At 43.9% G+C, this 23,279-nt stretch carries 18 protein-coding genes; 8 read left to right on the top strand and 10 right to left on the bottom strand.

Annotated elements, in window-relative coordinates:
* The first annotated feature begins 21 nt into the window (after window positions 1–21).
* Window positions 22–1,572, top strand: coding sequence for a RagB/SusD family nutrient uptake outer membrane protein (locus tag KD145_RS19905; RefSeq protein ID WP_212001090.1), 1,551 nt, complete (start codon window positions 22–24; stop codon window positions 1,570–1,572).
* A 134-nt stretch (window positions 1,573–1,706) separates the two neighbouring features.
* Window positions 1,707–4,166, top strand: coding sequence for a TIM-barrel domain-containing protein (locus KD145_RS19900; protein WP_212001083.1), 2,460 nt, complete (start codon window positions 1,707–1,709; stop codon window positions 4,164–4,166).
* A 127-nt stretch (window positions 4,167–4,293) separates the two neighbouring features.
* Here the strand turns inward: KD145_RS19900 and KD145_RS32540 are convergent, their stop codons facing one another.
* Entirely contained in the window at window positions 4,294–6,714 is a 2,421-nt protein-coding gene (locus KD145_RS32540; protein ID WP_308219028.1) for an Ig-like domain-containing protein, read from the bottom strand.
* The gene (locus tag KD145_RS19875; protein WP_212001081.1) at window positions 6,648–8,660 is read right to left on the bottom strand and encodes a glycosyl hydrolase family 18 protein; all 2,013 of its coding nucleotides are present in this window, start codon (window positions 8,658–8,660) and stop codon (window positions 6,648–6,650) included. The genes KD145_RS32540 and KD145_RS19875 overlap by 67 nt, the downstream gene beginning before the upstream one ends.
* Before the next feature lie 387 nt (window positions 8,661–9,047).
* On the opposite strand from KD145_RS19875, the gene KD145_RS19870 reads away from it, so the two are divergent.
* The 4 genes from KD145_RS19870 to KD145_RS19855 all read left to right on the top strand — a co-directional run bounded on the left by KD145_RS19870 (window position 9,048) and on the right by KD145_RS19855 (window position 11,359).
* Window positions 9,048–9,434, top strand: coding sequence for a hypothetical protein (locus KD145_RS19870; protein ID WP_212001076.1), 387 nt, complete (start codon window positions 9,048–9,050; stop codon window positions 9,432–9,434).
* A 73-nt stretch (window positions 9,435–9,507) separates the two neighbouring features.
* The gene (locus KD145_RS19865) at window positions 9,508–10,347 is read left to right on the top strand and encodes an AraC family transcriptional regulator (RefSeq protein WP_212001074.1); all 840 of its coding nucleotides are present in this window, start codon (window positions 9,508–9,510) and stop codon (window positions 10,345–10,347) included.
* A gap of 65 nt (window positions 10,348–10,412) precedes the next feature.
* Window positions 10,413–10,820 (top strand): DinB family protein, encoded by a 408-nt coding sequence (locus KD145_RS19860; RefSeq protein WP_212001072.1) that lies wholly within the window; start codon window positions 10,413–10,415, stop codon window positions 10,818–10,820.
* A 62-nt stretch (window positions 10,821–10,882) separates the two neighbouring features.
* Window positions 10,883–11,359 carry a hypothetical protein gene (locus KD145_RS19855; RefSeq protein WP_212001071.1) on the top strand — a complete coding sequence of 159 codons (477 nt, stop codon included), beginning with the start codon at window positions 10,883–10,885 and terminating at the stop codon, window positions 11,357–11,359.
* On the opposite strand, the gene KD145_RS19850 is transcribed toward KD145_RS19855, so the two are convergent.
* Window positions 11,291–12,370 (bottom strand): acyltransferase, encoded by a 1,080-nt coding sequence (locus KD145_RS19850; protein WP_212001069.1) that lies wholly within the window; start codon window positions 12,368–12,370, stop codon window positions 11,291–11,293. The genes KD145_RS19855 and KD145_RS19850 overlap by 69 nt on opposite strands.
* 255 nt (window positions 12,371–12,625) lie before the next feature.
* The gene (locus tag KD145_RS19845; RefSeq protein WP_212001067.1) at window positions 12,626–13,918 is read right to left on the bottom strand and encodes a hypothetical protein; all 1,293 of its coding nucleotides are present in this window, start codon (window positions 13,916–13,918) and stop codon (window positions 12,626–12,628) included.
* A gap of 447 nt (window positions 13,919–14,365) precedes the next feature.
* Between KD145_RS19845 and KD145_RS19840 the strand changes: the two genes are divergently transcribed.
* Both KD145_RS19840 and KD145_RS19835 read left to right on the top strand, forming a co-directional pair.
* The gene (locus KD145_RS19840) at window positions 14,366–15,601 is read left to right on the top strand and encodes a site-specific integrase (RefSeq protein ID WP_212001065.1); all 1,236 of its coding nucleotides are present in this window, start codon (window positions 14,366–14,368) and stop codon (window positions 15,599–15,601) included.
* Between the two features lie 167 nt (window positions 15,602–15,768).
* Window positions 15,769–18,213 (top strand): S8 family peptidase, encoded by a 2,445-nt coding sequence (locus KD145_RS19835; protein ID WP_212001064.1) that lies wholly within the window; start codon window positions 15,769–15,771, stop codon window positions 18,211–18,213.
* On the opposite strand, the gene KD145_RS19830 is transcribed toward KD145_RS19835, so the two are convergent.
* From KD145_RS19830 to KD145_RS19805, 6 genes are all read right to left on the bottom strand, one after another.
* Entirely contained in the window at window positions 18,214–19,239 is a 1,026-nt protein-coding gene (locus KD145_RS19830; RefSeq protein ID WP_212001063.1) for an AAA family ATPase, read from the bottom strand. It lies immediately after the preceding gene.
* Between the two features lie 176 nt (window positions 19,240–19,415).
* On the bottom strand, window positions 19,416–19,673 hold the full coding sequence (locus tag KD145_RS19825; RefSeq protein ID WP_212001062.1) for a helix-turn-helix domain-containing protein: 258 nt from the start codon (window positions 19,671–19,673) through the stop codon (window positions 19,416–19,418).
* 788 nt (window positions 19,674–20,461) lie between these two features.
* Window positions 20,462–21,625: a relaxase/mobilization nuclease domain-containing protein gene (locus tag KD145_RS19820; RefSeq protein WP_212001061.1), complete on the bottom strand. Its 1,164-nt coding sequence runs from the start codon at window positions 21,623–21,625 to the stop codon at window positions 20,462–20,464.
* On the bottom strand, window positions 21,606–21,956 hold the full coding sequence (locus KD145_RS32605; protein WP_374223538.1) for a hypothetical protein: 351 nt from the start codon (window positions 21,954–21,956) through the stop codon (window positions 21,606–21,608). The genes KD145_RS19820 and KD145_RS32605 overlap by 20 nt, the downstream gene beginning before the upstream one ends.
* Before the next feature lie 73 nt (window positions 21,957–22,029).
* Window positions 22,030–22,929: a toprim domain-containing protein gene (locus KD145_RS19810; RefSeq protein WP_212001055.1), complete on the bottom strand. Its 900-nt coding sequence runs from the start codon at window positions 22,927–22,929 to the stop codon at window positions 22,030–22,032.
* Between the two features lie 11 nt (window positions 22,930–22,940).
* The gene (locus KD145_RS19805) at window positions 22,941–23,204 is read right to left on the bottom strand and encodes a helix-turn-helix domain-containing protein (protein WP_212001054.1); all 264 of its coding nucleotides are present in this window, start codon (window positions 23,202–23,204) and stop codon (window positions 22,941–22,943) included.
* Window positions 23,205–23,279 lie beyond the last annotated feature (75 nt).

Below are 23,279 nucleotides of genomic sequence, written 5' to 3'. Positions count from 1 at the left end.
ATTCACACAAAAACTACTATCATGACTAAATATATTTTCCGATCCGCTTTAGTAATTGCCTCTGTAGTAGGCTTCCAGGCCTGCAGTCTGAATGAACAGCTTGGCTCCACGCTCACCAAGAACCAAGCCGACTCCGTGATCAAAGTGCCTGCCCTGTTAAAAGGAGCTTACGACAACCTTCAGATGCCTTACCAGGACTTTGGTAATACCTGGGGGCTCTCCCAGATGAGCACTGATGAAACCGTAGGCCCCACCCGTGGCGGCGACTGGGACGACAATGGCGTATGGCGTGCCCTGCATGAACATACCTGGAATGCAGACCATGCCCACATTCAAAATGCATTCACCAATCTGCTGACCTTACAATTCAGTGCCACCAACGTACTGAATTTTAAACCCGATAAAAACCAGGCTGCACAAGCCCGCTTTCTGCGCGCCCTCTCAATGTTCACCGTGCTGGACCTCTGGGGTCAGGTACCTTTCAGAAATCCATCAGATACCCTGCTGAATGCACCTAAAGTGATGAAAGCACAGGAAGCACTGGACTTTATCATTGCAGAATTAAACGCCATACAGGGCGACCTGGGCACCCGTCCGGCTACCGCTGCCTACGTGGCCAACCAGGACGCCGTGCGTTTCCTGCTGATGAAATGTTATCTCAACAAAGGTGCTTTCCTGAACAGAGCAGCACCCACTTTTGATGCAGCCGATATGCAAAAGGTGATACAGCTGGCAGACCAGATCAAAGCTACCGGCGCCTATAACCTGGGCACCGACTACTTCGACAACTTCGCCCGTGATAATGATGTGAAATCCAAAGAAAACATCTTCACCCAGCAGAATGGCCCTGGCTTCAGCACTGTCCGCAATGGTAACGCCACCTATGCCCGCTGGAAATTCACCGTGCACTATAACATGAACCCAAGCGGCTGGAATGGCTTTGCCACTCTGTCTGACTTCTACGATAAATTTGAAGCTTCAGACAGAAGAAGAGGCGGTGCCTACACCGGACTTACTGACACCAGTGGTATGCTCGTAGGCTTCCTCATCGGCCAGCAATACGATGCTCACCACAACCCGCTGAAAGACAGAAAAGACAACCCGCTGGCCTTCACCCGGGATGTACAACTCAAAGAATCCGGTAACAATCTGGAAGTGACCGGTATCAGGGTAATCAAATACGTACCGGATTTTTATACTTCCGATAAATCAAAAGATAACAACGAAGCCAGCAACGACTACGTCTTCTTCCGCTATGCTGATGTAGTATTGATGAAAGCAGAAGCGTTGCTCCGCACCGGAGACGCAGCCGGCGCACTGGCACTGGTAAATGAACTCAGAACAGCGCGCAGCGCCTCCTCTCTGGGAGCACTCGACCTCAGCACCCTCCTGGACGAAAGAGGCCGTGAACTGTACTGGGAAGGCTGGAGAAGACAGGACCTCATCCGGTTCGGTAAGTTCCTCACTCCATGGCAACTGAAACCAACCGATAACCCAAGGAACCTGTTGTTCCCTATCCCAACCAGCGACCTTGCTGTCAACAGAAATCTGGTACAAAACCCCGGCTACTAAACCATACTCCTTCTGACGGAACAGGGTTTCCTGTTCCCGTCAGAATTATCCACCATACAATATTTCATCTGATACTTCGCTCTGTATTGCAGGGTGCAGGAGAGGATTTTTTTGTTCAGCAAACCAACAAGACCATGAATAAGATTTCGCTGCCGGCCATTTTCCTATTGTTGCTTCTTTTTTCGTATAGTCATTCCCGTGCACAAACACAGGTGGTCACGGCAGGTAAGGTAAATGCCGTCAGCATTTCAGGACAACAGGTGAAAATAAAAACCGAAAATGCTTATGCAGAAATAACCGTATACAGTCCTGCCGTTATTCGTGTAAGGATGGACAAAAGGCCGCTGACTGCTGATTTCTCCTATGCTGTTATCACAGGCCCACAGACCGTCAAAACACAGATAACACAAAACAACAGCGAAATCAGTATCGTTACGGATTCACTGCGCATGCAAATCCGGAAAAGCCCTTTTGCCATCAGCTTTTTTAGCCCTTCGGGCGAAGTGATTAATGAGGATGAACCAGGACTAACGACCTCGTGGATTGGTGATGAAGTGACCACCTATAAGAAAATGCAGGAACAGGAGCGGTTTATCGGGCTGGGAGAAAAAACGGGCAACTTAGATCGTAAAGGAGAAGGATATACGAACTGGAATTCAGATGTATTTGGTTATGCTACCAACAGAGATCCCATTTACGCTACCATTCCGTTTTATATCGGTATCCATCACCGCCAGAACTACGGAATCTTCTTCGACAACAGCTACCAGAGCGATTTCAACTTCGGCGCCAGCAACAACCGCTTTTCTTCTTTTGGCGCCCGGGGAGGGGAGATGAACTACTATTTTATCTACCATCCGCAGGTGGCAGATATTATTAAATCGTATACCAGTCTCACCGGACGCATGCCACTACCGCCACTATGGAGCCTGGGTTATCAACAAAACCGCTACAGCTACTATCCCGATACAGAAGTACTGCGTATAGCACAAACACTGCGGGAAAAGAAAATCCCCGCCGATGGCATCACCTTAGACATCCATTACATGGATGCCTACAAGCTGTTTACCTGGAATAAGGAACGTTTTCCTAATCCTCAGCAGCTGACCAGTCGCCTCCGGGAAATGGGATTTCGTGTAACCGTTATCGTAGACCCCGGCATAAAAGTGGAAAATGGCTATGCCGCCTATGAAAGTGGAAAAAAGGGAAACATCTTCCTTCAGTATAACGATGGAGAAAACTATACCGGCCAGGTATGGCCCGGCTGGTGCCATTTCCCTGACTTCACCAGCAGCAAAGGTCGCAGCTGGTGGAAAGAACAGGTAAAATCGTATATCCGTGACGGTGTGAGCGGCATCTGGAATGACATGAACGAAATAGCCACCTGGGGGCAAAAGATGCCTAACAACGTGATCTTCAACTACGAAGGCCATCCCACCACGCATCTCCAGGGACATAATATCTACGGTCTGCAGATGGCGCGTGCCAGCTATGAAGGAACCCGGGAAGCCCTGCAAAAACGGCCTTTCCTCCTGACCCGTGCTGCCTATGCCGGCAGCCAGCGCTATAGCGCCTTATGGACCGGAGATAACCGCGCAGAAGAAGACCATATGCTGCTGGGTGTCCGGCTGCTGAACAGCCTGGGCCTGAGTGGCTTCCCCTTCACTGGCATGGACATAGGCGGCTTTACCGGCAACCCTACAGTGAGTCTGTACACCCGATGGATGCAGATAGGCGCCTTCATTCCCTACTTCAGAAACCATACCGGTGTAAACACCAAATCAGCAGAACCCTGGGCTTTTGGTGAAGAAGCTCTTGAAATAACAAGAAACTATATCAACCTGCGCTACCGGCTGTTGCCTTACCTCTACAGCACCATGTATGAATCATCGCGTACAGGCATGCCCGTAGTCCGCACATTGGCAATCAACAACACTTTTGACCCCAATGTATACGATACCCGGTTTCAACAACAGTATCAGTTCGGCGCTGCTTTTATGGTAGCTCCTTTTGAAAGCACCAAAGAGTTTGGCAGCATCTATTTCCCCAAAGGGAAGTGGTATAATCTCTATACAGACGCTGTCAGCAACGGCCAGCAGGAGGTGATTACTCCGCTCAGCATTAAAACCTTACCTGTATACGTGAAGGGAAGCAGTATCATTCCTATGCAATCGCTGATACAGTCTACGCTTGAAAAACCGACAGATACACTTTTCCTTCACCTCTACAAGGGTGATGAAGCCAGCTCTTTTGTTTATTATGAAGATGATGGAGAAAGTTTTTCATACGAGAAGGGTGGCTATTATGAACGGGCTATCACCTATGATCCTGCTGCCGGAAAACTCACATTGTCGAAGGTAGCAGGCAGCTATACCAGCCAGTTTAAATATATCAGATTGATATTACATGGTTTTGATGCTAATCAGCGTATATCCGTCAACGGTAGTTCAGTATCTGTAAGTACCAGTCCTTTTTCTTTTTTATCGCCCATATCCCGGTTTGATCCGCAGGGATCTTTTATACCGGCAGAGAGCTGTACGATACAACAGTCCACCTTTGTCAACAGCAACGAGTTTATTAACGTGGGTTTATGAGAAAAGAACGGCCCCCCTGGCTTAACCGGGGGGTCTTCCTATTTAACACTACGACCAGGGATATAAAATGCAAAAGACGCAAAGGGGGGAGCTCCTTTGCGTCTTTTTTGCATTTTATATAGAGGGGTTACATCCTTATGATTTTACCATTCCATACTTTTTTGCTTTGCTGGCTGGTCACCCGTATAATCCAGGTACCATTGGGCACGTTGGATACGTCCAGGCGCAGCGGCTGATTGCCTTTTCCATTGGCGGTATGTACCTGTCGCAGTATTGGTGCGCTACCTCTCAGGTCCAGTACTTCCACCAGGAGCTTTTCGCCGGCATTGGCACTCACCTGTATCTGCAGGTCCGGACCAGTTACCGGGTTAGGATAAGCAATTACCTGTTCTGCCTGAATGGATGTCAGTGCAGCAGATGTCAGTGCAGCACCGGAACAGTTACGTACAAACTGCCATGGCTGGCCATCGCCTGTACTTTGGTCAGGCTGGTTGCCTTGTGTCCACCATTTAGCAGAGTATACTTTACCGTTATATACTACCTGTGCACCGCCATTATAAGCTGTAGAAGCAGACCACACCGGAATACCGTTGCAGTCTCCGCCACCACCGCCGCCGGTAACAGAAATAGCTACAGCGGAAGAAGTTGTAACAGCACCGCTGTTATCTGTAGCTTTGGCTGTCAGGCTGTATGATCCCGCGGCTACATTGGTCCAGGCATAGGCGTAAGGAGCAGTGCTGTCCACACCCAGCAGCGCGCTGCCATTGTAGAATGCCACCTGTACAACAGAACCATCTGCATCACTGGCACTAGCCTGTATGTTTACAGTAGCAGGAGCAGTGAAAGAAGCATTATTGACAGGAGAAGTAATACTTACTACCGGAGGCTGGTTACCAGGGTTACCACCACAATCGTTCAGGTATTTCCATGGTTTACCGGCACCGCTGTTCAGGTCCGGTTGATCTCCCTGTGTCCACCAGTTAGCCGTATATACTTTACCGTTATATACCACTTTGGCGCCACCGTTGTAAGCGGTAGTGGCAGACCATGCCGGGATACCATCACAACCACCGGTAGAACCGGAAACAGTGATGTTCACAGCTGCAGAAGTGGTAGTAGCACCACCATTGTCAGTAGCTTTTGCGGTGAGGCTGTATGTGCCGGCAGCCACATTGCTCCAGGTCCAGGTGTAAGGAGCCACACTGTCTGTACCCAGCAACGTAGTGCCATTATAGAATGCTACACGGGTAACAACACCGTCGCTATCAGATGCTGCAGCCTGTATATTCACAGTTGCAGGAGCTGTGAAAGTGGCGTTGTTGGCCGGTGATGTGATGTTCACCACAGGAGGTTTATTACCGGAGGTGTTTACTGTAATGCTCACCACTGCAGAGGTAGTAGTAGCGCCTGCATTATCGGTAGCTTTAGCGGTAAGGCTATAAGTACCGGCGGCTATATTGTTCCAGGTCCAGGTATAGGGAGCTACGCTGTCTACACCCAATAAGGTGCTGCCATTGTAGAAGGCTACACGGGTTACTATACCGTCACTATCTGACGCTGCAGCCTGGATGTTCACAGTAGCCGGAGCTGTAAAGACAGCATTATTGGCCGGTGAAGTGATGTTTACCACCGGTGGTTTGTTGATAGGCGTAGTACCAAAGAAATAATTGTAGTAGTTGGTAGCAAATTCGTCTCCATTGGCTTTATCCCAGTTGATAGACCAGGTCATGATACCCCTGAAATTAGGGTAGCCGGCCGGGTTACGCAGCTGGTAAGCACCGCCATAAGACTGTCCTTTGATCAGATAATCCAGTGCTTTTTTAACATTCGCAGGTGTAGTGTAACCACCTCCTGCAGCACTGGGTGTAGCTGGCAGGCCAAAGGCCACCTGGTCCTGACGGAGTGCCGGAAAAGTCAGGCTGGTACCGGAAACAGGGAATCCTTTCAGCAGCATTTCAGACATTGCCACAATAAAGTCGGATGTACCCTGATTGTATACACCATTGTCCAGTCCCATTACAGAGCCGGTATTATAGTATTGTGTCTGGATGAATGTAAGTTCATTACGCAGCCCGTAAACAATCGGGAGGTAAGCACCTACCAGCGGGCTATAGGTAGAACCATAGGCTGTTTGTACATAATAGGTTTCTGGTGCCATGGTGAGCCATGCATTTTTCCCCTGAGCCTTACGGTAAGCAAGGATCTCTTTAACAGCAGCGATCAGGTTCACCACCTTCGGTGTAGTAGGATTGGTGAAATCCTTGTCACCATTGTCCAGCTGCAGGTTGGTACCACCTTCAATATCCAGGTCAAAGCCATCAAAGTTATACTGGTCCAGCACCGCCTTCATGGAAGTGATAAACGCCTGTTTCTGGGTAGCTGATGTGAGATTGAGGGAACCGTTTTCTCCACCAAGAGAGAGTAACACCTTCTTGCCCTGAGACTGGAGGTATTGTACATCCGACAGGAACTGTGCTGATGTTACGTTTTCAGGTACAAAGGAAATAGTAGCCTGGTCAGTTCCACTGACAGCAAAGGCAATTTCCACCACGTTATATTTCGGGTTGATATTACGGAGAGGGATATACGGAGAAGCATCCGTAGGTGCCCCCAGTTTTGCCAGTAGCCGACGATCACTTTGCCGCCGGAAGTATCCGGAACAGTGCCGGAGCCATTGACCGTGATATTTACCAGGGCAGATGTAGTAGCAGCACCTTTGTTATCTGTGGCAATAGCTTTCACGGTATAGCTGCCTGCCGGTACATTGTTCCAGGCATAGTTATAAGGAGCGGTACTATCGGTGGCCAGCAGGGTGGCTCCATTATAGAATTCCACTTTTACGACCTGTCCGTCAGAATCGCTGGCAGTAGCCTGCAGCGTGATACTGGCCGGAGCAGTGAAAGTGGCGTTGTTTGCCGGAGCGGTGATGCTCACAGTAGGCGGTACATTAGTGCTACCGCCGCCGCTGGCAAATGTTTCATTGATTTTATTAACAAGGGGAGATGTGGTATTAGGGCAATAAATCAGCTTCCCTTTTGGCACTGTTGCGCTGGTCATATTAAGCATATCTCCGTATACCTGCCAGATGATGATGCCGGACAGATTGTTGTCTTTGATATATTGTGCTTTGGCAGCAACAGAGCGTTCGTTGTCGTAGCTAAGGAAAAAATTGCCTTTGGTTTTATAAGGCACTTTGGCCACGTCATCCCAGTACTCAGTCCAGCCTGAACCGGAGCCAGTGTTCTGAGTTATATAACTGTAATTGGGAGTACCGTCCCATACGTCTTTGGTCCAGTTGGTGTAATCAGCACATGTCTGGATAGGACCGTCTGGTTGTACGGTTTCAGCACGTTTTACAGTAGGCGCATTAAGGGCGGCATTGCCATTGGTGATCACACCACGGCCATAGAAGGGAGCTCCGAGATTTACCTTACTCAGATTAACACCCAGTGTACGCAGGCCTTTGGTGGTAGCATCAAGGGAGAAGCCGGCAAATTCCTGGTTAGGGTATTCATACAACGGAGAGTTGTGCCCGGCTTTATTGGACCATCCACCGTTGTAGTCGTACGTCATCATGTTATAATAGTTCATCACATTGTTCAGCCGGGGCCAGTCAAATCCGGACAGCTTGTTGACAGCAGGAGAGAAGGCTGCTGTGATCAATTTATTGGGACCGATGGCCGCTCTTACCTGTTCCACCAGGATCGCGAAGTTGGTATAATCCGCTGTGCTGTAATGTTCTATGTTCATACCCGCATCGTTGGGATATTCCCAGTCGAAGTCGATACCATCAAAACCCATGCTCATCAGCTGTTGACAGCTGGCGATGAACTTTGCGCGTTTGGTAGCGTCGGCGGCCACTTCGGGGTAGTGTTTGCACATACTCCAGCCACCTACGGAAGCCAGTACTTTCACGCCTTTCTGATGGGCGAGGTCAATAACACCGGGAGCACCACCCTGTTTGGGTACAGAGAGCGGGAAGCTGCCGGTTTTACCGGTGTTGACATTAGTCCATCCGCTACCACCGTTACGGTATCCCAGAGAGTAGGCATAACTGCCATCAGGGATATAGTAGAGGACGTCCAGTTCTCCGTACAGCAGATACATATCCCAGCTGCTGTAGATGTCTTCATTCACCAGCGGGGCCGGGGCCTGGACAGCGCCCACCTGATAAATGTTTTTGTTGCGGAAATCACCGCTGTGCAGGGAACCATCCTGGGCAACACCAAAAAATGAAAAGTTCAGGATGGTGTACTGTGAATAGTCCACATTAAGATGGTTATACCCACCTGCCGGAACGGTGCCGGCTACGTTTTTCCAGGCATCCCATTGGGTAATGTAGCCGATTACCTGTTTGTTGTGTTGATGAGTCGTGGCGGGAACTGTAGGGCTCACCTGCGCGAAACAATCAGGCGCCAACAGTACCAGTAACAGCCAACAGATAAATGTGAGACAGCGGACAGCTGTGCCTCCATTGGTAGATTTTGGTGTCATAGAGACTTGTTTGTTAGATAATGGTTAATAAATACTAGTGCTCAGCTAAATGTGTTTGACATATTCGTACGGGTTAAAGCTAGGCTATCGTTAGGTTTTCAGATCATTGGCTATGTTGGATTACAGATTTACACGTGGGAAAACAGCACGATGGGGGAGTCGGGCCAGCAGCAGGATAGTACCATGATAAAAAACATATTTTTTTTGTCGATACTGCAGTGTAATTGCCGTATTAAAAGCTATTATGATAGGATTCCTGCTTTATCATTTATTTTGTAAAAAGACAGCACGCAAATACTTTGCGCAATGATGATGTAACTTGTTGAAAGCAGCTGTGATAGCTGCATTAAAACAAGACCTCCTTTTCTTCACCAACATGAAAAACCAATGAAACCAGGCGATAACTTGCTCAATGATATTTATTCTCTCTTTAGTATTTTCTCCGGCGACTTCAGGGAAATGGTATGTAGTGAATGTAACTGGAGCGAACCGACCTTTTACCGGAAAATGAGAAATACGGATAGTACCGGATCATACAAACGGTTAAAATCCTGCCTGAGCAAGGCAGAAGAAGAAGCGATACTTAAACAGGCCTGCGTCGCCACAGAGAACCTGGCCTCCCTGATGAAACATTATCAGCAAAAACAACTGTCCGGATTGTTGCATCAGCACCATCACAGCGTCTTCAGGGAAGAACAGGTAGAACAGGAGGAAATTTATTTCCTGAATGAAATAACAGTGCCTGTGATGGAGTTACCAGGCTGGTATGATTAGCAGACCGGGGTTTAATAAAAGAAAGGATGTTACTATCTTTGTCTAAAGTACTCCATATCCCAACTATCAGAAAATGGAAGCCATCATTCAAACCATATATGATTCTCCTATCTGTGAGGTACGCAATTTCCTTTGTCAGTGCCAGCAGTGTAATATATCAGGAAAGGAACACCAGGAAAGATTTTCCATCGCCTTTATCCGACAGGGCAATTTCCTCTTCAAAGTATTCCGCAACGACCTGGATGCCTACCACGGCCTTTTCCTGGTCTGCAAGCCTGGTTATGAGCATCGGGTGGGGCATGTTCATGATATGCCCGACCAATGTACCATCTTCTCTTTCCCACCGGAAAACATTGGACTGCTGGAAGAACAGGGCAGTGAACTGGCCTGGTTTCTGAAAAACCCCGACCTCCATGCTGTCCTGATAAAGGCCACTCCTGAAATGGAATACCTGCATCATCATATTTTCAACCTTCTGCAGAAACCCCACTACCCGCAATTATGGGTGGAACAGCTCATGATGGACCTCTTTTCACTCATACTAACAGGAGGCCGCGACAAAGTCATTCCGGAACTAACGGTGAGGCAGAAACGAAATTACCTTCCCACTATCTCCTCCATCAAAACATTCATCAACGACAACCTGTCCGGAGATATTTCCCTGCCACAACTTGCCGGCATCGGACATATGAGCCCGTTTCATTTCAACCGGACCTTCAAACAAATGACCGGTATCACACCCTACAACTATCTGTTACAAGTCAGGTTAAAACAAGCCCACCTGCAACTACGCCATACCAGTCAGCCTATTACAGGCATCGCTTTTGACACCGGCTTCAACAGCCTGGAACATTTCTCTGCAGCCTATAAACAACGATATGGCCTTTCACCCTCTCAAATGAGACGACGTTAAAAAACAGCAATTTTCCTTAAATATCCCCAAGGGTGGTGAAATACTTTTGCTATCAAACAATTGATATGAAAGCGCAATTATTAACCACACTGGAAAATGCCCGTAACTACACCACCAGCGTAGCTACGGCGATGCCGGCCAACAGCTATGACTACAAACCAGATACCGCCATCTGGACTTTTAACGAACTGATGCACCATATCGGCTACGGTATCATCTGGTGGAATGAAAACTATATTCTCCAAACACCTTCAGACTGGAACCCACCAGCCATCACCCAAAACGCAAAGGCAACAAAAGAGTATCTCAATAAAAGTTTCGATATACTGAAACAGAGCATCGAAGCCATTACACCAGATGAAAAAACCATCCATGGTGTTTACGCTACCCTGGACCATATCACACATCACCGTGGCCAGGCTACTACCTACCTGCGTTGTAAAGGGATCACTCCACCGGAGTATATCTACTAGATGGCAGATAGTGAATTGTTTACAGACACTCATGGTGCATCCGGAAGGGTGTACCATGAGATATGAAAAAAACTATTACCATACGGCATACCTTCTCCGCAATGATAACAGCCGATGACAATGCAGAAGAAACTTTTACCGGAACAATTCAGTATCTGAAAGAGAAAGCACTGAAACAACAGGTTATTATTGAAGATAAAGATATCATGAGTGCCACAGGCATCTCTGAATCCCAATTCCAGCTGTATCTCGAAAAAGATACTGCACTAGAAGAGATATTTGTCCAGTTGCGCTCCATTTACAAAGATTATCTGAAAGGAGTTCTGATCCAGAAAATACAGTTTGATGTAGAAATGCCAGACCCTATGACAGAGGAAGACTGGGGTGATGCAGATAGACCGGACAGCTCGAATGAAAAGGCGCTGCCTTTGTGTGGAAAAGCAACGCCTGATTATTACCTCATGACCTTGTTACGCTATTACCTCTTTCTTCGGTTTAGAAACAACGGGCGATTTCTCTGGCAGCATCCATTGCCTTAATTTAGACGTAATAGGTGTTTCTATAAACTTGTTAAATAAATAAGCCAGTAATACAGCGAATGTAATCAACATCACAAACAGCAATGGAGCATTCACATAGGGCAACAAAGCGCTGAAGAGAGCAACGCCCAGTAACTCATGAATTAGATATAAGGGATAGGTAATAGCTCCAAGTGCTTTTATTGTTTCTTTGCCTTTATTGAAAGTAAAGTCCCTCAGGGAGATCATGTAAAATACCAGGAAGAATAAAACATTGAATACCACAGTAAGGGTGTCTATCTGACCAGGAGCTTTTACATCATAACACAACAGTTTTACAACAAGGCAGATGGCCGGCATCAGCAAATCAAGCTTTTTCTGTTGATACTTTATCAGGTAAAAATAGCAGCCTGCAATGAAATAGTACGAATGCTCAGTAACAAATAATAATCTTACAAAATAGAATGCAGAAATATTGGGATAATGTGCTTCCCCATAATAAGTAGCAATAGACAATACAAGCCACGCCACTAGAAATGTTCTGATATTATCTAATTGACGTAGTTGCATAAGGATAAAAATGAACAGATAAAACTGCATCTCTATCATTAAGGTCCAGCTAACCCCTGCTACCAACTGTATATGCAAGCGCCAGTTAGCAAACAACCCTACCAATGTAGCATTCACAATAAGGTCTTTGATTCCTGCCGTATAGAAAGGTATAAATGCTCTTCCTATAATAAATGTGAATATAATTGCGGGAAGAAAGGCTGGATACAGTCTTACAAATCTTGATCTGAGAAAGGTCATGGGCGACTCTGCCTGGGCAGACATCAATATTACAAAGCCGCTGATGATGAAGAAAAGAAGAACGCCTGAGTTACCATGTAAAAATATCGGAGTCAGAAATTTATTATCAATAGGGTATATATGGTTATAGGACTTGGTATTAATAGTATAATGGAAAGCTACAACCATGATTGCAGCCAAAAATCTTAAAATATCAATCTCATATAATCTTTTCTTAATCATTTAGTTATTATTTTGATCAAGATAACGAGAAAAATGATATTATCACGAAGTTATATACGGAAGCACCTGTTGTCACCCAATTGAATGGGGGCTTGATACCCATTTCTGAGCATTTGAAACATTAGGATATAGTTTGGGGTACCATTTTCCAAAAGATAGGTGTGTATAAAACAATCAAATGCTTTACAGATAAATAAAAAAGCTTCCGACGAAAAACCGCCGGAAGCCTTTTAGTGTAGTGCGAACTATTTATGCTCAGGCATGTGTTTTCTTGAGTTTTACCTCCACTTTTTCTCCGGGTTTGCTCACGGTTACTATCTTCTTCACCGTAGCACTGGTGCCCACACTGTAATTCCTGTTCACTGTATTGGCAGTGGTGCTCTGGAACATACCGTTAATATAGTGATCAGTATATCCTACCACTTCACGCTGGCTATAAGAGTGGGCAAAGCTGAATTCGGTGTACAACAGATATTCTCCGGGCATAAGGTTTACAAATTCAAAGTGACCGGCCTCATCATACACCTTGGTGCTTTTGATGCACTGCGCAGCATCATCTGAAATAGCAATACCTTCCCTGCCTTTTTTCCGCTGGTCTTCGTTTACTTTGACCCATTCCTTAAAATAATCGTTGTATGGTATCAGGACTACCTGTGTACCACGGGGAGCCACCTGCTTGGCCTGGATGTTCATCACCTGCATCTTGTTGTTACCGTTGAAGTCACGGGCAAATACCTGTCCGGAAATGATAGCATTGCCGCCTTTCACCATTTTCATGGTGGCTTCTTTATCGAAAGGAGCCTTGATGGAATTGAAATCCGTCTCCATATCCACCATTCTTATCTGCTGGCCATTGCTAAACATATCCACCTGCCAGAGGCGGCGGGTCTTTTTGTCAATATAGGAAACAGACTTTGCATCCGTGGAAGGTTCCAACACCATCACTTCCCATACATCATGCTTTCCGGTAAATTTGCTCACGTAGGAGCTGTTCTTTACTTCCTCCACGATGGCTTTTTTCACATTACCATTGTTGGTAGGTTTATATTCGTACACTGACAGATCGGTACTATAACCGGAGGTCAGCGGCAGGAGCGACAGTAAGAAAGGATATGTATAGCTGTCAACGAAATACTGATTACCGGCTTCTTTGATCTGGTTCTTCTTACCTGTTTTCTTATCAAGATAATATCCGGTAACATCGTTTCCGAAGTGCAGCACCATTTCTTTCATGGTATTGTGAGATGCACGGTAAATAGGTTTGAAGGTACTCAGATCTGATATGGCAGTATCTTTCCACTCCTCCAATCCGGAAAGGGCCGTGATGGTGGTTAGTGCCAGCTTATCATTGGTGGTGTTGATACCGATCGTGAAAGTACCGATCTCCGACTCGCTGCCACCATTTACACTATAGCAGGCCAATGTATATTTTCCGCTCTTCAGCAGTTTGCTGTCGAATGTACCCTGAGCCTGACTTTTGCCAGGGATAGCTGCAAGCAGCAATAAGGCAGAAGCGATGAGGATCGAATTACGAAGTTGAGAAAGCATAGTTCTGATAGTTTATCTGAGAATACAAAATTAGGCTATTCAACAACTGCGACATATACAGGAAAACCAGTAGATAAGTATATCTGTTTTCGGGCAGGGGCTCCCCAATAACAATTATCTGGTAATAAGATGACTAATAACAAACTATCGCTATTCCCACAAATGTTAGGTCATTTGTTAGGCAAACGAAAAAAGCTTCCAGCGAAAAACCGCCGAAAGCCTTTTAGTGTAGTGTGCTCCCACCAGGGCATGATCCTGGGACCCCCTGATTATGAGTCACTAAAATTCATGTTTTCAGTTACTTTCAGTTACCCCCCGATTACGTCAGTAATCCTTTACCATGGCGCTTTGTATTGAATTTATACCTACACTTGCATCATATCATTTCGGGATATTTTTCAGAAACATGTATCAAAATATGTATCAAAAACAATCACTGAAATTATCATGAAGCAGGATAAAGTAAACATCAAAGTGGTCCCGGACCTCCGGAGGGTTAAAAACGGGGAGCGGTTCCCCTTAAAGCTCCGTGTAACCTATAAAGGGGTCCGCAAATACTACGCTACCGGCTACGACGCCACGGCGGCGGAATGGGACCAGCTGAATACTGCTGAAGCCAAAGGCGACCTCCGGCGAATCCGTCAGGAGATAGGTATTATTGAAAAAGACGCGGAACGGTGCTGCGAGGGGATTGTTCCTTTCTCTTTCTCCCAATTTGAGTCCAGCTTCTTTAAGGAGCGGATTTACACGGAATCCATAGAAATATTATACAATAACTATATATCTGAGCTAAAATCAAAAGACCAGCACGGCACCGCCGACTCCTACACTTCATCTATTAACTGTCTGAAAAAGTACCGGAGGGCTCCTCAGCTCGCCCATATCACCAAAGAGTATCTGGAAGGGTTTGAAGCCTGGATGCTTTCCCGGGGTCGGTCCATTACGACGGTAGGCATTTACCTGCGGCCTCTCAGGACCATTATGAATATTGCCCGTGAAAATGGCCTTATTAAGCCGGAAGCTTACCCGTTCGGTAAACGTAAGTACATTATCCCTACCGGTAAAAACATTAAAAAGGCCTTGTCTAAATCCCAGCTGAAAAAGATCTTCGAATATCCTACCGATCAGGATTCCGGCATGGAAAAGGCGAAAGACTTCTGGATATTCAGTTACCTATGTAATGGCATCAACATGATGGACATCGCTTTGCTGAAGCACCGAAACGCCCATCCATCCTATATTACCTTCCTTCGGGAAAAGACGAAACGTACCACCAAAGGGAATCCTGTTAACATTATAGCCACCCGGAACACCTATATAGATCAGATCATAGCCAAATGGGGCCAGCCGTATACCCACCCTGACGGCTATATCTTCAACATTGCCGAAATCGGTGACGATGCAGAAACCATTCGTAAGAAGGTGAAGCAGTTCACTAAAAACACCAATAAGTGGATGAAGAAGATAGGGGAGGAGCTGGGCTTTGAGATGCCGGTGACTACCTATGTCGCCCGGCATTCATATGCTACGATCCTTGTTCAGAGCGGTGCCCCGCTGAAGCTTGCCAGTACCAACCTGGGGCATCAAAGTCTGATGACCACGGAAAGGTATTTTGCTGGGTTTGAGATGGGGGTGCAGGAGGAGTATGCGAAGGCATTAGTGGATTTTGAACATCCTGTTTGATACTGACTTAATATAATTATCTAGTCCACACGCAAAGGTTATTACAATTTAATCCCTTAAATTGTGTTGAACTTTAATACAAAGAATTGTACTAGTAGGGCTACCCTCCCCCCATTTTTCAATTCTAAATCTTTTTTAGTATTAACCCTATACATAAAACTGATACAATGGCAGATAATAGACACGTATTTATTATCAATCCCAAAGCTGATAATTCATCATTCAAACGTCAGCGTGGGTTTGATTCGACCCCTGACCCACAGGATGAAGAAACTAATGAGCCAAAATTCATTCATGAATTCAAAAAAGAAGAATTGCGTAATGATTATGCGGCATTTTATATCCAACGAAAAGCGAGAAATGAAAATCGAACCATTCCTGGGCCCATTATTGATTTAGTACGTATCTATTTTTTCTGTGTCTTTGATGATGACCTCAAAAAAAAGTTTTTTGAACGTTATGGTTTAAGTCCTGTTGAATATACACATTTCAACAAAACCGTAATGTTAGAAATAATTGACAATCAACTATTTAAATCTTTTTCTGAACATATCAAACTAATTGTCGAAAGTCCCGAGGGAACAAGTTATGAGAATCAGCCATATAATCTATTGGCCTTAGTACTGAAATTTGAATTTATTGGCACACGCAGACGCCTATTCACAAGTAATGAAACCGGCATCTTATTTACTCTTATTTCCTCTGCCAATACTGCATATCTAGATCAAAAAAACATGCTTTTAGAGTATCTATATGGTCGGCAGGCAAATGTAACTTATACAGAGACCAGCCCTGATATTATAGAAGTTAAAAACTTAACCAGAGAAGAAACACATACAGTAGCAGCAAATTTCGATATAGTCAAAACAGTTACCAGTACTAGGGCATTAAAGGTGAGACCAGGTGTTTATGGTACTGTCAGAAGGGAATTTGGCTTTACAGTGAATGTACCCGATGGTCTTACTACAGTTGGAATTATTGATACTGGTGTTAACAGAATCGAGCCTTTCCAAAGGTTAATTTCAGATACAGCCTATGACCACACCAATATGGGTGCTTATTGGGACGAAGTAGGACATGGAACATTAGTTGCTGGCTTAGTAACATTAGGCGATGAATTCCCAGCCGAAATAAAGGAAAGTTATACTGCCAAAGCCAAAATTTCAGTTATAAAGGCAATTCATAATCAGGATGACGAAATAAATATCCCCAGATTAATCCAGGATATTCGAGATGCTAAGAGAACTCACGGCATTCGTTTATTCAATATGTCATTAAATATTCCTTTTGCAAAAAAATATAATGATGGATACAGTCAATTCGCTTACGAGTTAGATAAGCTAGCATATGAGGAAGATTTACTGATTTTTATTTCAGTAGGCAATATAAATAGTGATTATATTGAAGGGCTATTGATTGAAGATACCCATCCAGATCATGAATATCCGGCTTTCTTTTATAAAATAGACAGCACAAGTGAATTTCACAGTTGCCGGAATACTAATATTTCTGAGCCCTCCGAATCGTTAAATAATATTTCAGTTGGTGCTTTAGCAGGGAACTTAGAGAAAGATGACAATTCGGACATAACACCCAATAGTTTATATCCAGCATATTATAGCCGCAAATTTCATTTTGATTATAATCAGGCTGTTAACGCAGCCCCTTTAAAGAGGAACCAACGGAACAAATATCTCAATAAACCAGACCTCGTGTTCGAAGGTGGGGATTTGTTCCGCTACGAGGCAGGTATTGAAATTCTTCGATCACCAATGGCCGAAACGGAAAAATACTTCGGTAGGAGTTGCGGTACTAGTATAGCGACTCCGCTTGGTGCGTCCTATGCTGCTGAAATACTCAATAATTATCCTTCCCTTAGGACACAGACAGTAAAAGCTCTACTCATCAATACTGCAACTTTTCATAAGAGAAAAGATTTACCACATTTTAGTACCAGCACTGATAGTTTATTAAAAAGTATGGTAGGATTCGGCAGACCACAAAAAAGTACCTTGCTATCTACGGACGACAATTCCATTTTATTTGTCATTGAAGATGAGATTTCTGTCGGACAGATTATTACCATGCCAATTTATCTTCCAGAATATATTAAAAAGTCTGGTAATAAATTAAAATTTGACATAACATTATGCTATAGTTTTCTGCCATTGAGAGACAACCATTTAAATTACCTTCCAATTTATATGGCTTTCAATATTGTTCGTAACCTTGATATTCGAACGATTGCACAGGCAGAACAAGGGCAATATGGAATTAAAAAAGGATTCAGTTGGAGTGAGGATCACTTTGGTATTGAAAATAGGCTTTTTTCGAATGCTCAATCAACTTCATATACATTGCAGCCCGCTGACCTATTGAGTGTTGAAAATGCTATCGCTATAGCTGTAAGATGCTTATGTAAAGATGAGATCCCCGACAGCTATAGAAGACATGCAAGTAACAATCAACATAGATTCTCAATTGTAATTAGGATTACAGAAATTCCAATTAATCAGGTTGATGGCAGGCTTTATCAAGAGATGATTAGTTGCAATGATATCAGAAATATAGCAGAAGTGATCAATGAAAATGATATTGACCTAGATGTTTAGTCAATTATGCAGTGCCTTTTTTTCAGCAGCAATTAACTCCCTCCATACTTTTAAATCAATAGTAGGGGGGGAGGCTACTTTAGCGGCCATATTGGAAAAAATGCTCCTCTTAATTGCAGTTATGAGTGTTTTTTGAATACTATAATAGCTTAATCCTATTGCATCTTTTATAATTGACTTTATTGAAGCCTTTGTAGCAAACTTAAACTGTCCATTTCTGAGAGTTAAATTTACCAAATCAATAATCTGACTTTCATTAGGTAAATCTAACCTGATGTTGACATCAAATCTCCTTAAGAGTGCATCATCTAACATTTCCTTTTGATTAGTCGCAGCAATAACAATACTTGTTTGTGGCAAATAATCGAACAACTGCAAGATAGTATTTACGACACGCTTCATTTCTCCATGATCTTGATCATAATCTCGTATTTTACCAAGCGTATCAAACTCATCAATAAAAATTATACAGTCCTCAGATGCTGCTTTTCGAAAAATTTTCGCAAGGTTCTTGCTTGTCTCTCCTAATTTAGAAGATACAATAGCGCCTAAATTTACCACTACCATCATTTTATTCAGCTCTCCTGCAATAACATAAGATGCTAATGTCTTACCACAACCCGAAGGGCCATGAAACAGAATTTTATTTGCTATTGGTAGTCCATATTCGCGTAACACATCTGCTGCTTGATGTTCCTTAATAAAAAACGATAGCTGTTCCTTAACTTCTAAATCAGCAACCAAATTCTCAAAGGTATAGTCAGATGTAAGTTTTTCTAAAATTAACTCTCCTGTTTCTTTATCATCAAGACGATTAAAATATGCATCAGAACCAGCCTTCGTAAGTGAACTAGTTTTCTGAACACGGATCGCATCTTTCAAAATCGACTGGAGCTGTATTGCGAAATTAATCTTCTTCGTTTTTTTTGAATGCTCAATGAGTTCATTAAGTACCGACAATAGCCTTTCCTGGTCATTTTCTAACCCGAATTTTGCAATATCTTTTATGTAATTAAGTTGACTCATGAGATTTTTCTTTTCTAAACAAGGAACAAAATTAGAGTTTTCGAATTTAAATAGCCTGCAGCAACTAAGAAAGTTACTGACATAGAGCAGTAAAAGTTAGAAAAGATCGGGGTTAATGCACACGTTAATTTACGATTAATACAACAAAAAAACAATACAATATCAGTTGTGTTTAATCAAAATCCTTCCTTAAAAAATTCCTCCATTGTCATTCCCAACGCACTCACAACCTTCACCAGGCTACTAAACCGCAGGTCTTTTCCTTGCTCATAGCGCCCATACTGGGCTCTGGGGATATTATTTTCATACGCGAAAACCTCATAGTTTTTGTATCCGGCTTTAATACGGAGCGCCTTGATTCGTGCGCCCAACTTTGCTAGCTGATCATCCGGATCAAGGGGTACTTTTTTGGAGTTTTCTTTTTTGCTATCCATATAGTAAAATAAATGAATAGTTTACAAATAAGTAACCATTTATATGTTACTACTGATAAGAAACTACTTATATTTTACTACTTATAAGTGGTTTTTATTGTTTTTTTACTTAATTTGCTAACAAATATTGTTATTATGAAACTGCTATCGGGTTAGGAAAACGCAAATTCTTTATTTTAGTGATCTAAAGATATTCAAGCTTCTTGCTTTAGATCTCGTCCTGGAAAACTGGTAATTTGAAAGGCGACGAGGGATACAAGGTGAGTAGCCCATGCTATGGCGCATGGGCTCACTTAGTCGTCGCCAGGTATACCAGTACCTCCAGGACACTCTGTTGGGCTCTGCGTCTTTTTTATTGCTCTCTCCCAACACTTCTCCGGATTATTTAATACAGAAATTGAACGGCTTTAAAGACCGTATTGCCCACGCTTTGACTTTCTTCAAGGGGTACAACCCTCAAATTCTATTAACCAATAAACTGTTTTACCATGGAAAAATTAGAGAACGTATTATCAATCTTACACGATCACTTTACGAAAATGCCGCATGCGATTAGAGAGACGGTATGCAAAGAATGTAACTGGAGTACCCCCACATTTTATAGGAAATTGCGGTGTCAGGCCGTTGATCAATCTGACGCAAGACGGCCCGTAGTTCTCAGCAACGCAGAAAAAGACTGTATATTACGAGTCACAAAAGAGGCAATGGACAAAACATACACAATAATTTCTGCCTTACGCTGATAAGTAAAAACGGCAATTGCATAGAGCAATTGCCGTTTTTACTTATCAGCGCCGGATCTTCCTTTTCTTCTTCTTTTTGAACTCATTTATAGTAGCCATATCTTCATAATTATCAGTATCAACAGGGCTGAGCAAACCCCGGATAATACCGCCAACCAGAATTCCCGCCTCCTTTGCAACTTCAGATAATTCAAAGTGCCGCTGTGAAGGTTCCTCACTAGCTGATTCAGTTCGTCCAAATTTCTGTGAAGATTGGCGCTGTCCGCTCGCAAAATTCGATATGCTTGTGTCATCCTCTCCAGGTGTTCTCTGTGCAGACGCTGTTGTTCGTTTAGGCATGTTTGATGCCACTGTTTGATGGATTGCACCATCTCCAACACTTTGCCGTAATCCATTATCTGATAGGATGGATCTTGTCCTAGTGTTTGTTTCGCATATTGTTGCATGATCTCTTTCTTGTTCATAGTTTAACCCTCCTTTTAACTGTGTCCATTTAAAACCGTTGCCCAAGGCTGAACCTTTAAAAATCAAACCTTCAAAACCGTAGCTAATACCGCTCACAAAACCAGTCTGGGCCTGATTAAAGAGTATATTTATCCCCCGGGCTTCTAGTGCCTGTATAAAATCGGGAACGGAATGACTTTGTTTTTGGGCATTACCAATGATCGTCTGAAGTTTAAGCTTTACAGATAGCGCATCGGTACGCTTCATCATTTCCATTTCGTTCTTTGTCATTGCCCGTTCCACGGCTTGCTTACTGGATGCTACGGGAGTGAGATTATATTTCTTCTCGAGGTCCCTAATTACCTTTTCACTGCGGGCATAATCCTGGCTGTCTGAAACAACTTTACCGTCAAAACCAATTCTATTTACCAGAATGTGAATATGAGGGTGATCTGCATCCCGATGCCGGAAGACAATAAACTGATGTTGATTAAAGCCCAACTCCGATAAATAGTCTTTGGCAATAGATTTCATCCGTTCATTTGATAAATTTTCTTTAGGCGGAAAGTTCAATGAGGTATGATAAAAATACTTCTGAAGATTAGGACGCAAAGCCTTTATCATAGCGACTTCTTTCATTATAATATTTTCTCCGATACCGGAAAAATTAGTGTCCAATATCTCTGCAACACCTTTTTCCACCTTAGCCAGGTTATAGCGCAATGCGCCCCTAAACCCCTTTCCCTTAACCTGATCGGCCGTCATCCACTAACAGTTTAATTGCATGGTTAACATTTCTCGAAAGCTGTATCAGAATAGATAAATACTCACCGGGAAACTCGTTTCTATTAATTCTATGCGTGGCCTGATTGAGATTTACGCCAATCTTATGAAGTTCCCGATAAAGATCAATTTCAATGGGAGAGTGTTTTACTACCGGAAACCTGCCTGAAAAGAATTTTTGTCGAATGAGGTTGGCAGGGGTGATACCTGCCGATTTTGCCAGTTCAGTCACTCTCTGATTCTCACATAATGTCAATCGGATATTCACCTGAACGGTACGTTTTTCACTTTCATTTTTCCTGGGTCTCGCCATAATTTCAAGCATTAGAACGAAGTGACTACCAATTTTTCAAGCCGTTGAAGCGTAGCGGAAACATGGCTTGCTCCTAACGACGAAGCCCACGCCAGACACTATTCATAACCTTTTGCATGGGCTTATTCTGATTTACCCACCAGTCATTTATGTCCTTAAATCCGCGGTAAAGCGAGGAACCATCTGAGAATCGGTCACTCGTTTTAAGGGATTGCGCTGCTCGCCTCCCGGCTTCGTCATTATCCAAATACAGGGAGATTTTAGGGTATTTCTCCGTTAGGTCCGTGGCTTTTCCCGATAGTGCAAGAGAGTTTAATATCAGAAAATCATCGCCGGTTGTTCCCGCTTCTTTCTGACAGGCCAGGTATGAAAGAAAACTAAAAAATCCTTCAAATATGTTCAGCTGTCGCCCTTTGTTGGTGATCAGGGTGATGTCCTTCGGCGCACAACAGCCCTTAAAGTCAGCATTTCTCAGCTCGTGGCCTCCGGCGTTGTTCTGGAATCCCAGGGCCCTATATTGGCGGTTATGCAGGGAAAAGTCTACCTCCTTGCAGTAAGAGGCAGCCAGAGAGTGCGGTATCGCTCTGCTGTCTAAATACCTCAATAAATGGTGATCAGCAATTGGTCTTGTTCCCAGAACAGCAATGCCATCTCCGGCAATATTTTTCTTTTCACCAGCAACTAGCGGGTGAAAAGAAAAAGCAGGGGAGGGGAGGCGGTCCCATTTTTTCAGAAGGTCGCTGACAGAACAGTTGTTATACAAACACCCAAAATCGATTAGGTCACCACCCTGACCCGTACCGTGGTCATACCAGACGTTCAGCCGCCGATTTACTTTAAATGATGGTGTTTTCTCTACTCTAAGCGGGGATAAGTACCAGTAATCGTCCCTTATTACCTTACTAGGCTCGTAGCCGAGTTTAGATAACAGGTCTACTAAATCCCATTTCTTCAGGTCTTTCACACGTTGCATTTAGTAGTATTTTAGCGTTTTGCAAATCGGTATCTCATTTTGCCAGCCGTATTCTCATTGGGCCTCACCTGGAATTCATTAACCCATGCCATCAATGCAGAATGTTTCACTACATATCCTTTACCTACCTTAATGGCTGGTAGTGATTTGTGGTGAATGTAATAACGAACAGTCCCCACTGGCTTACGCAGAACATTTGCGGCTTCCACCAGATTCAACAATCTGTCAGGATCTTCCGGCTGAACAACAATGGGTTTCTTGTTGTTTTCGCGCAAGCCGTTTACAGATTGTAAGTATCCCTTTTCTGGTGACAGTTTAAACTTAGATAAAAAAGGCTAAATTTAAACTGA

It is taken from the genome of Chitinophaga sp. HK235, from assembly GCF_018255755.1.
Classification (GTDB): domain Bacteria; phylum Bacteroidota; class Bacteroidia; order Chitinophagales; family Chitinophagaceae; genus Chitinophaga.
Note: the sequence above shows the minus strand (reverse complement) of the source record. Positions and strands in the feature narration are given on the sequence as shown.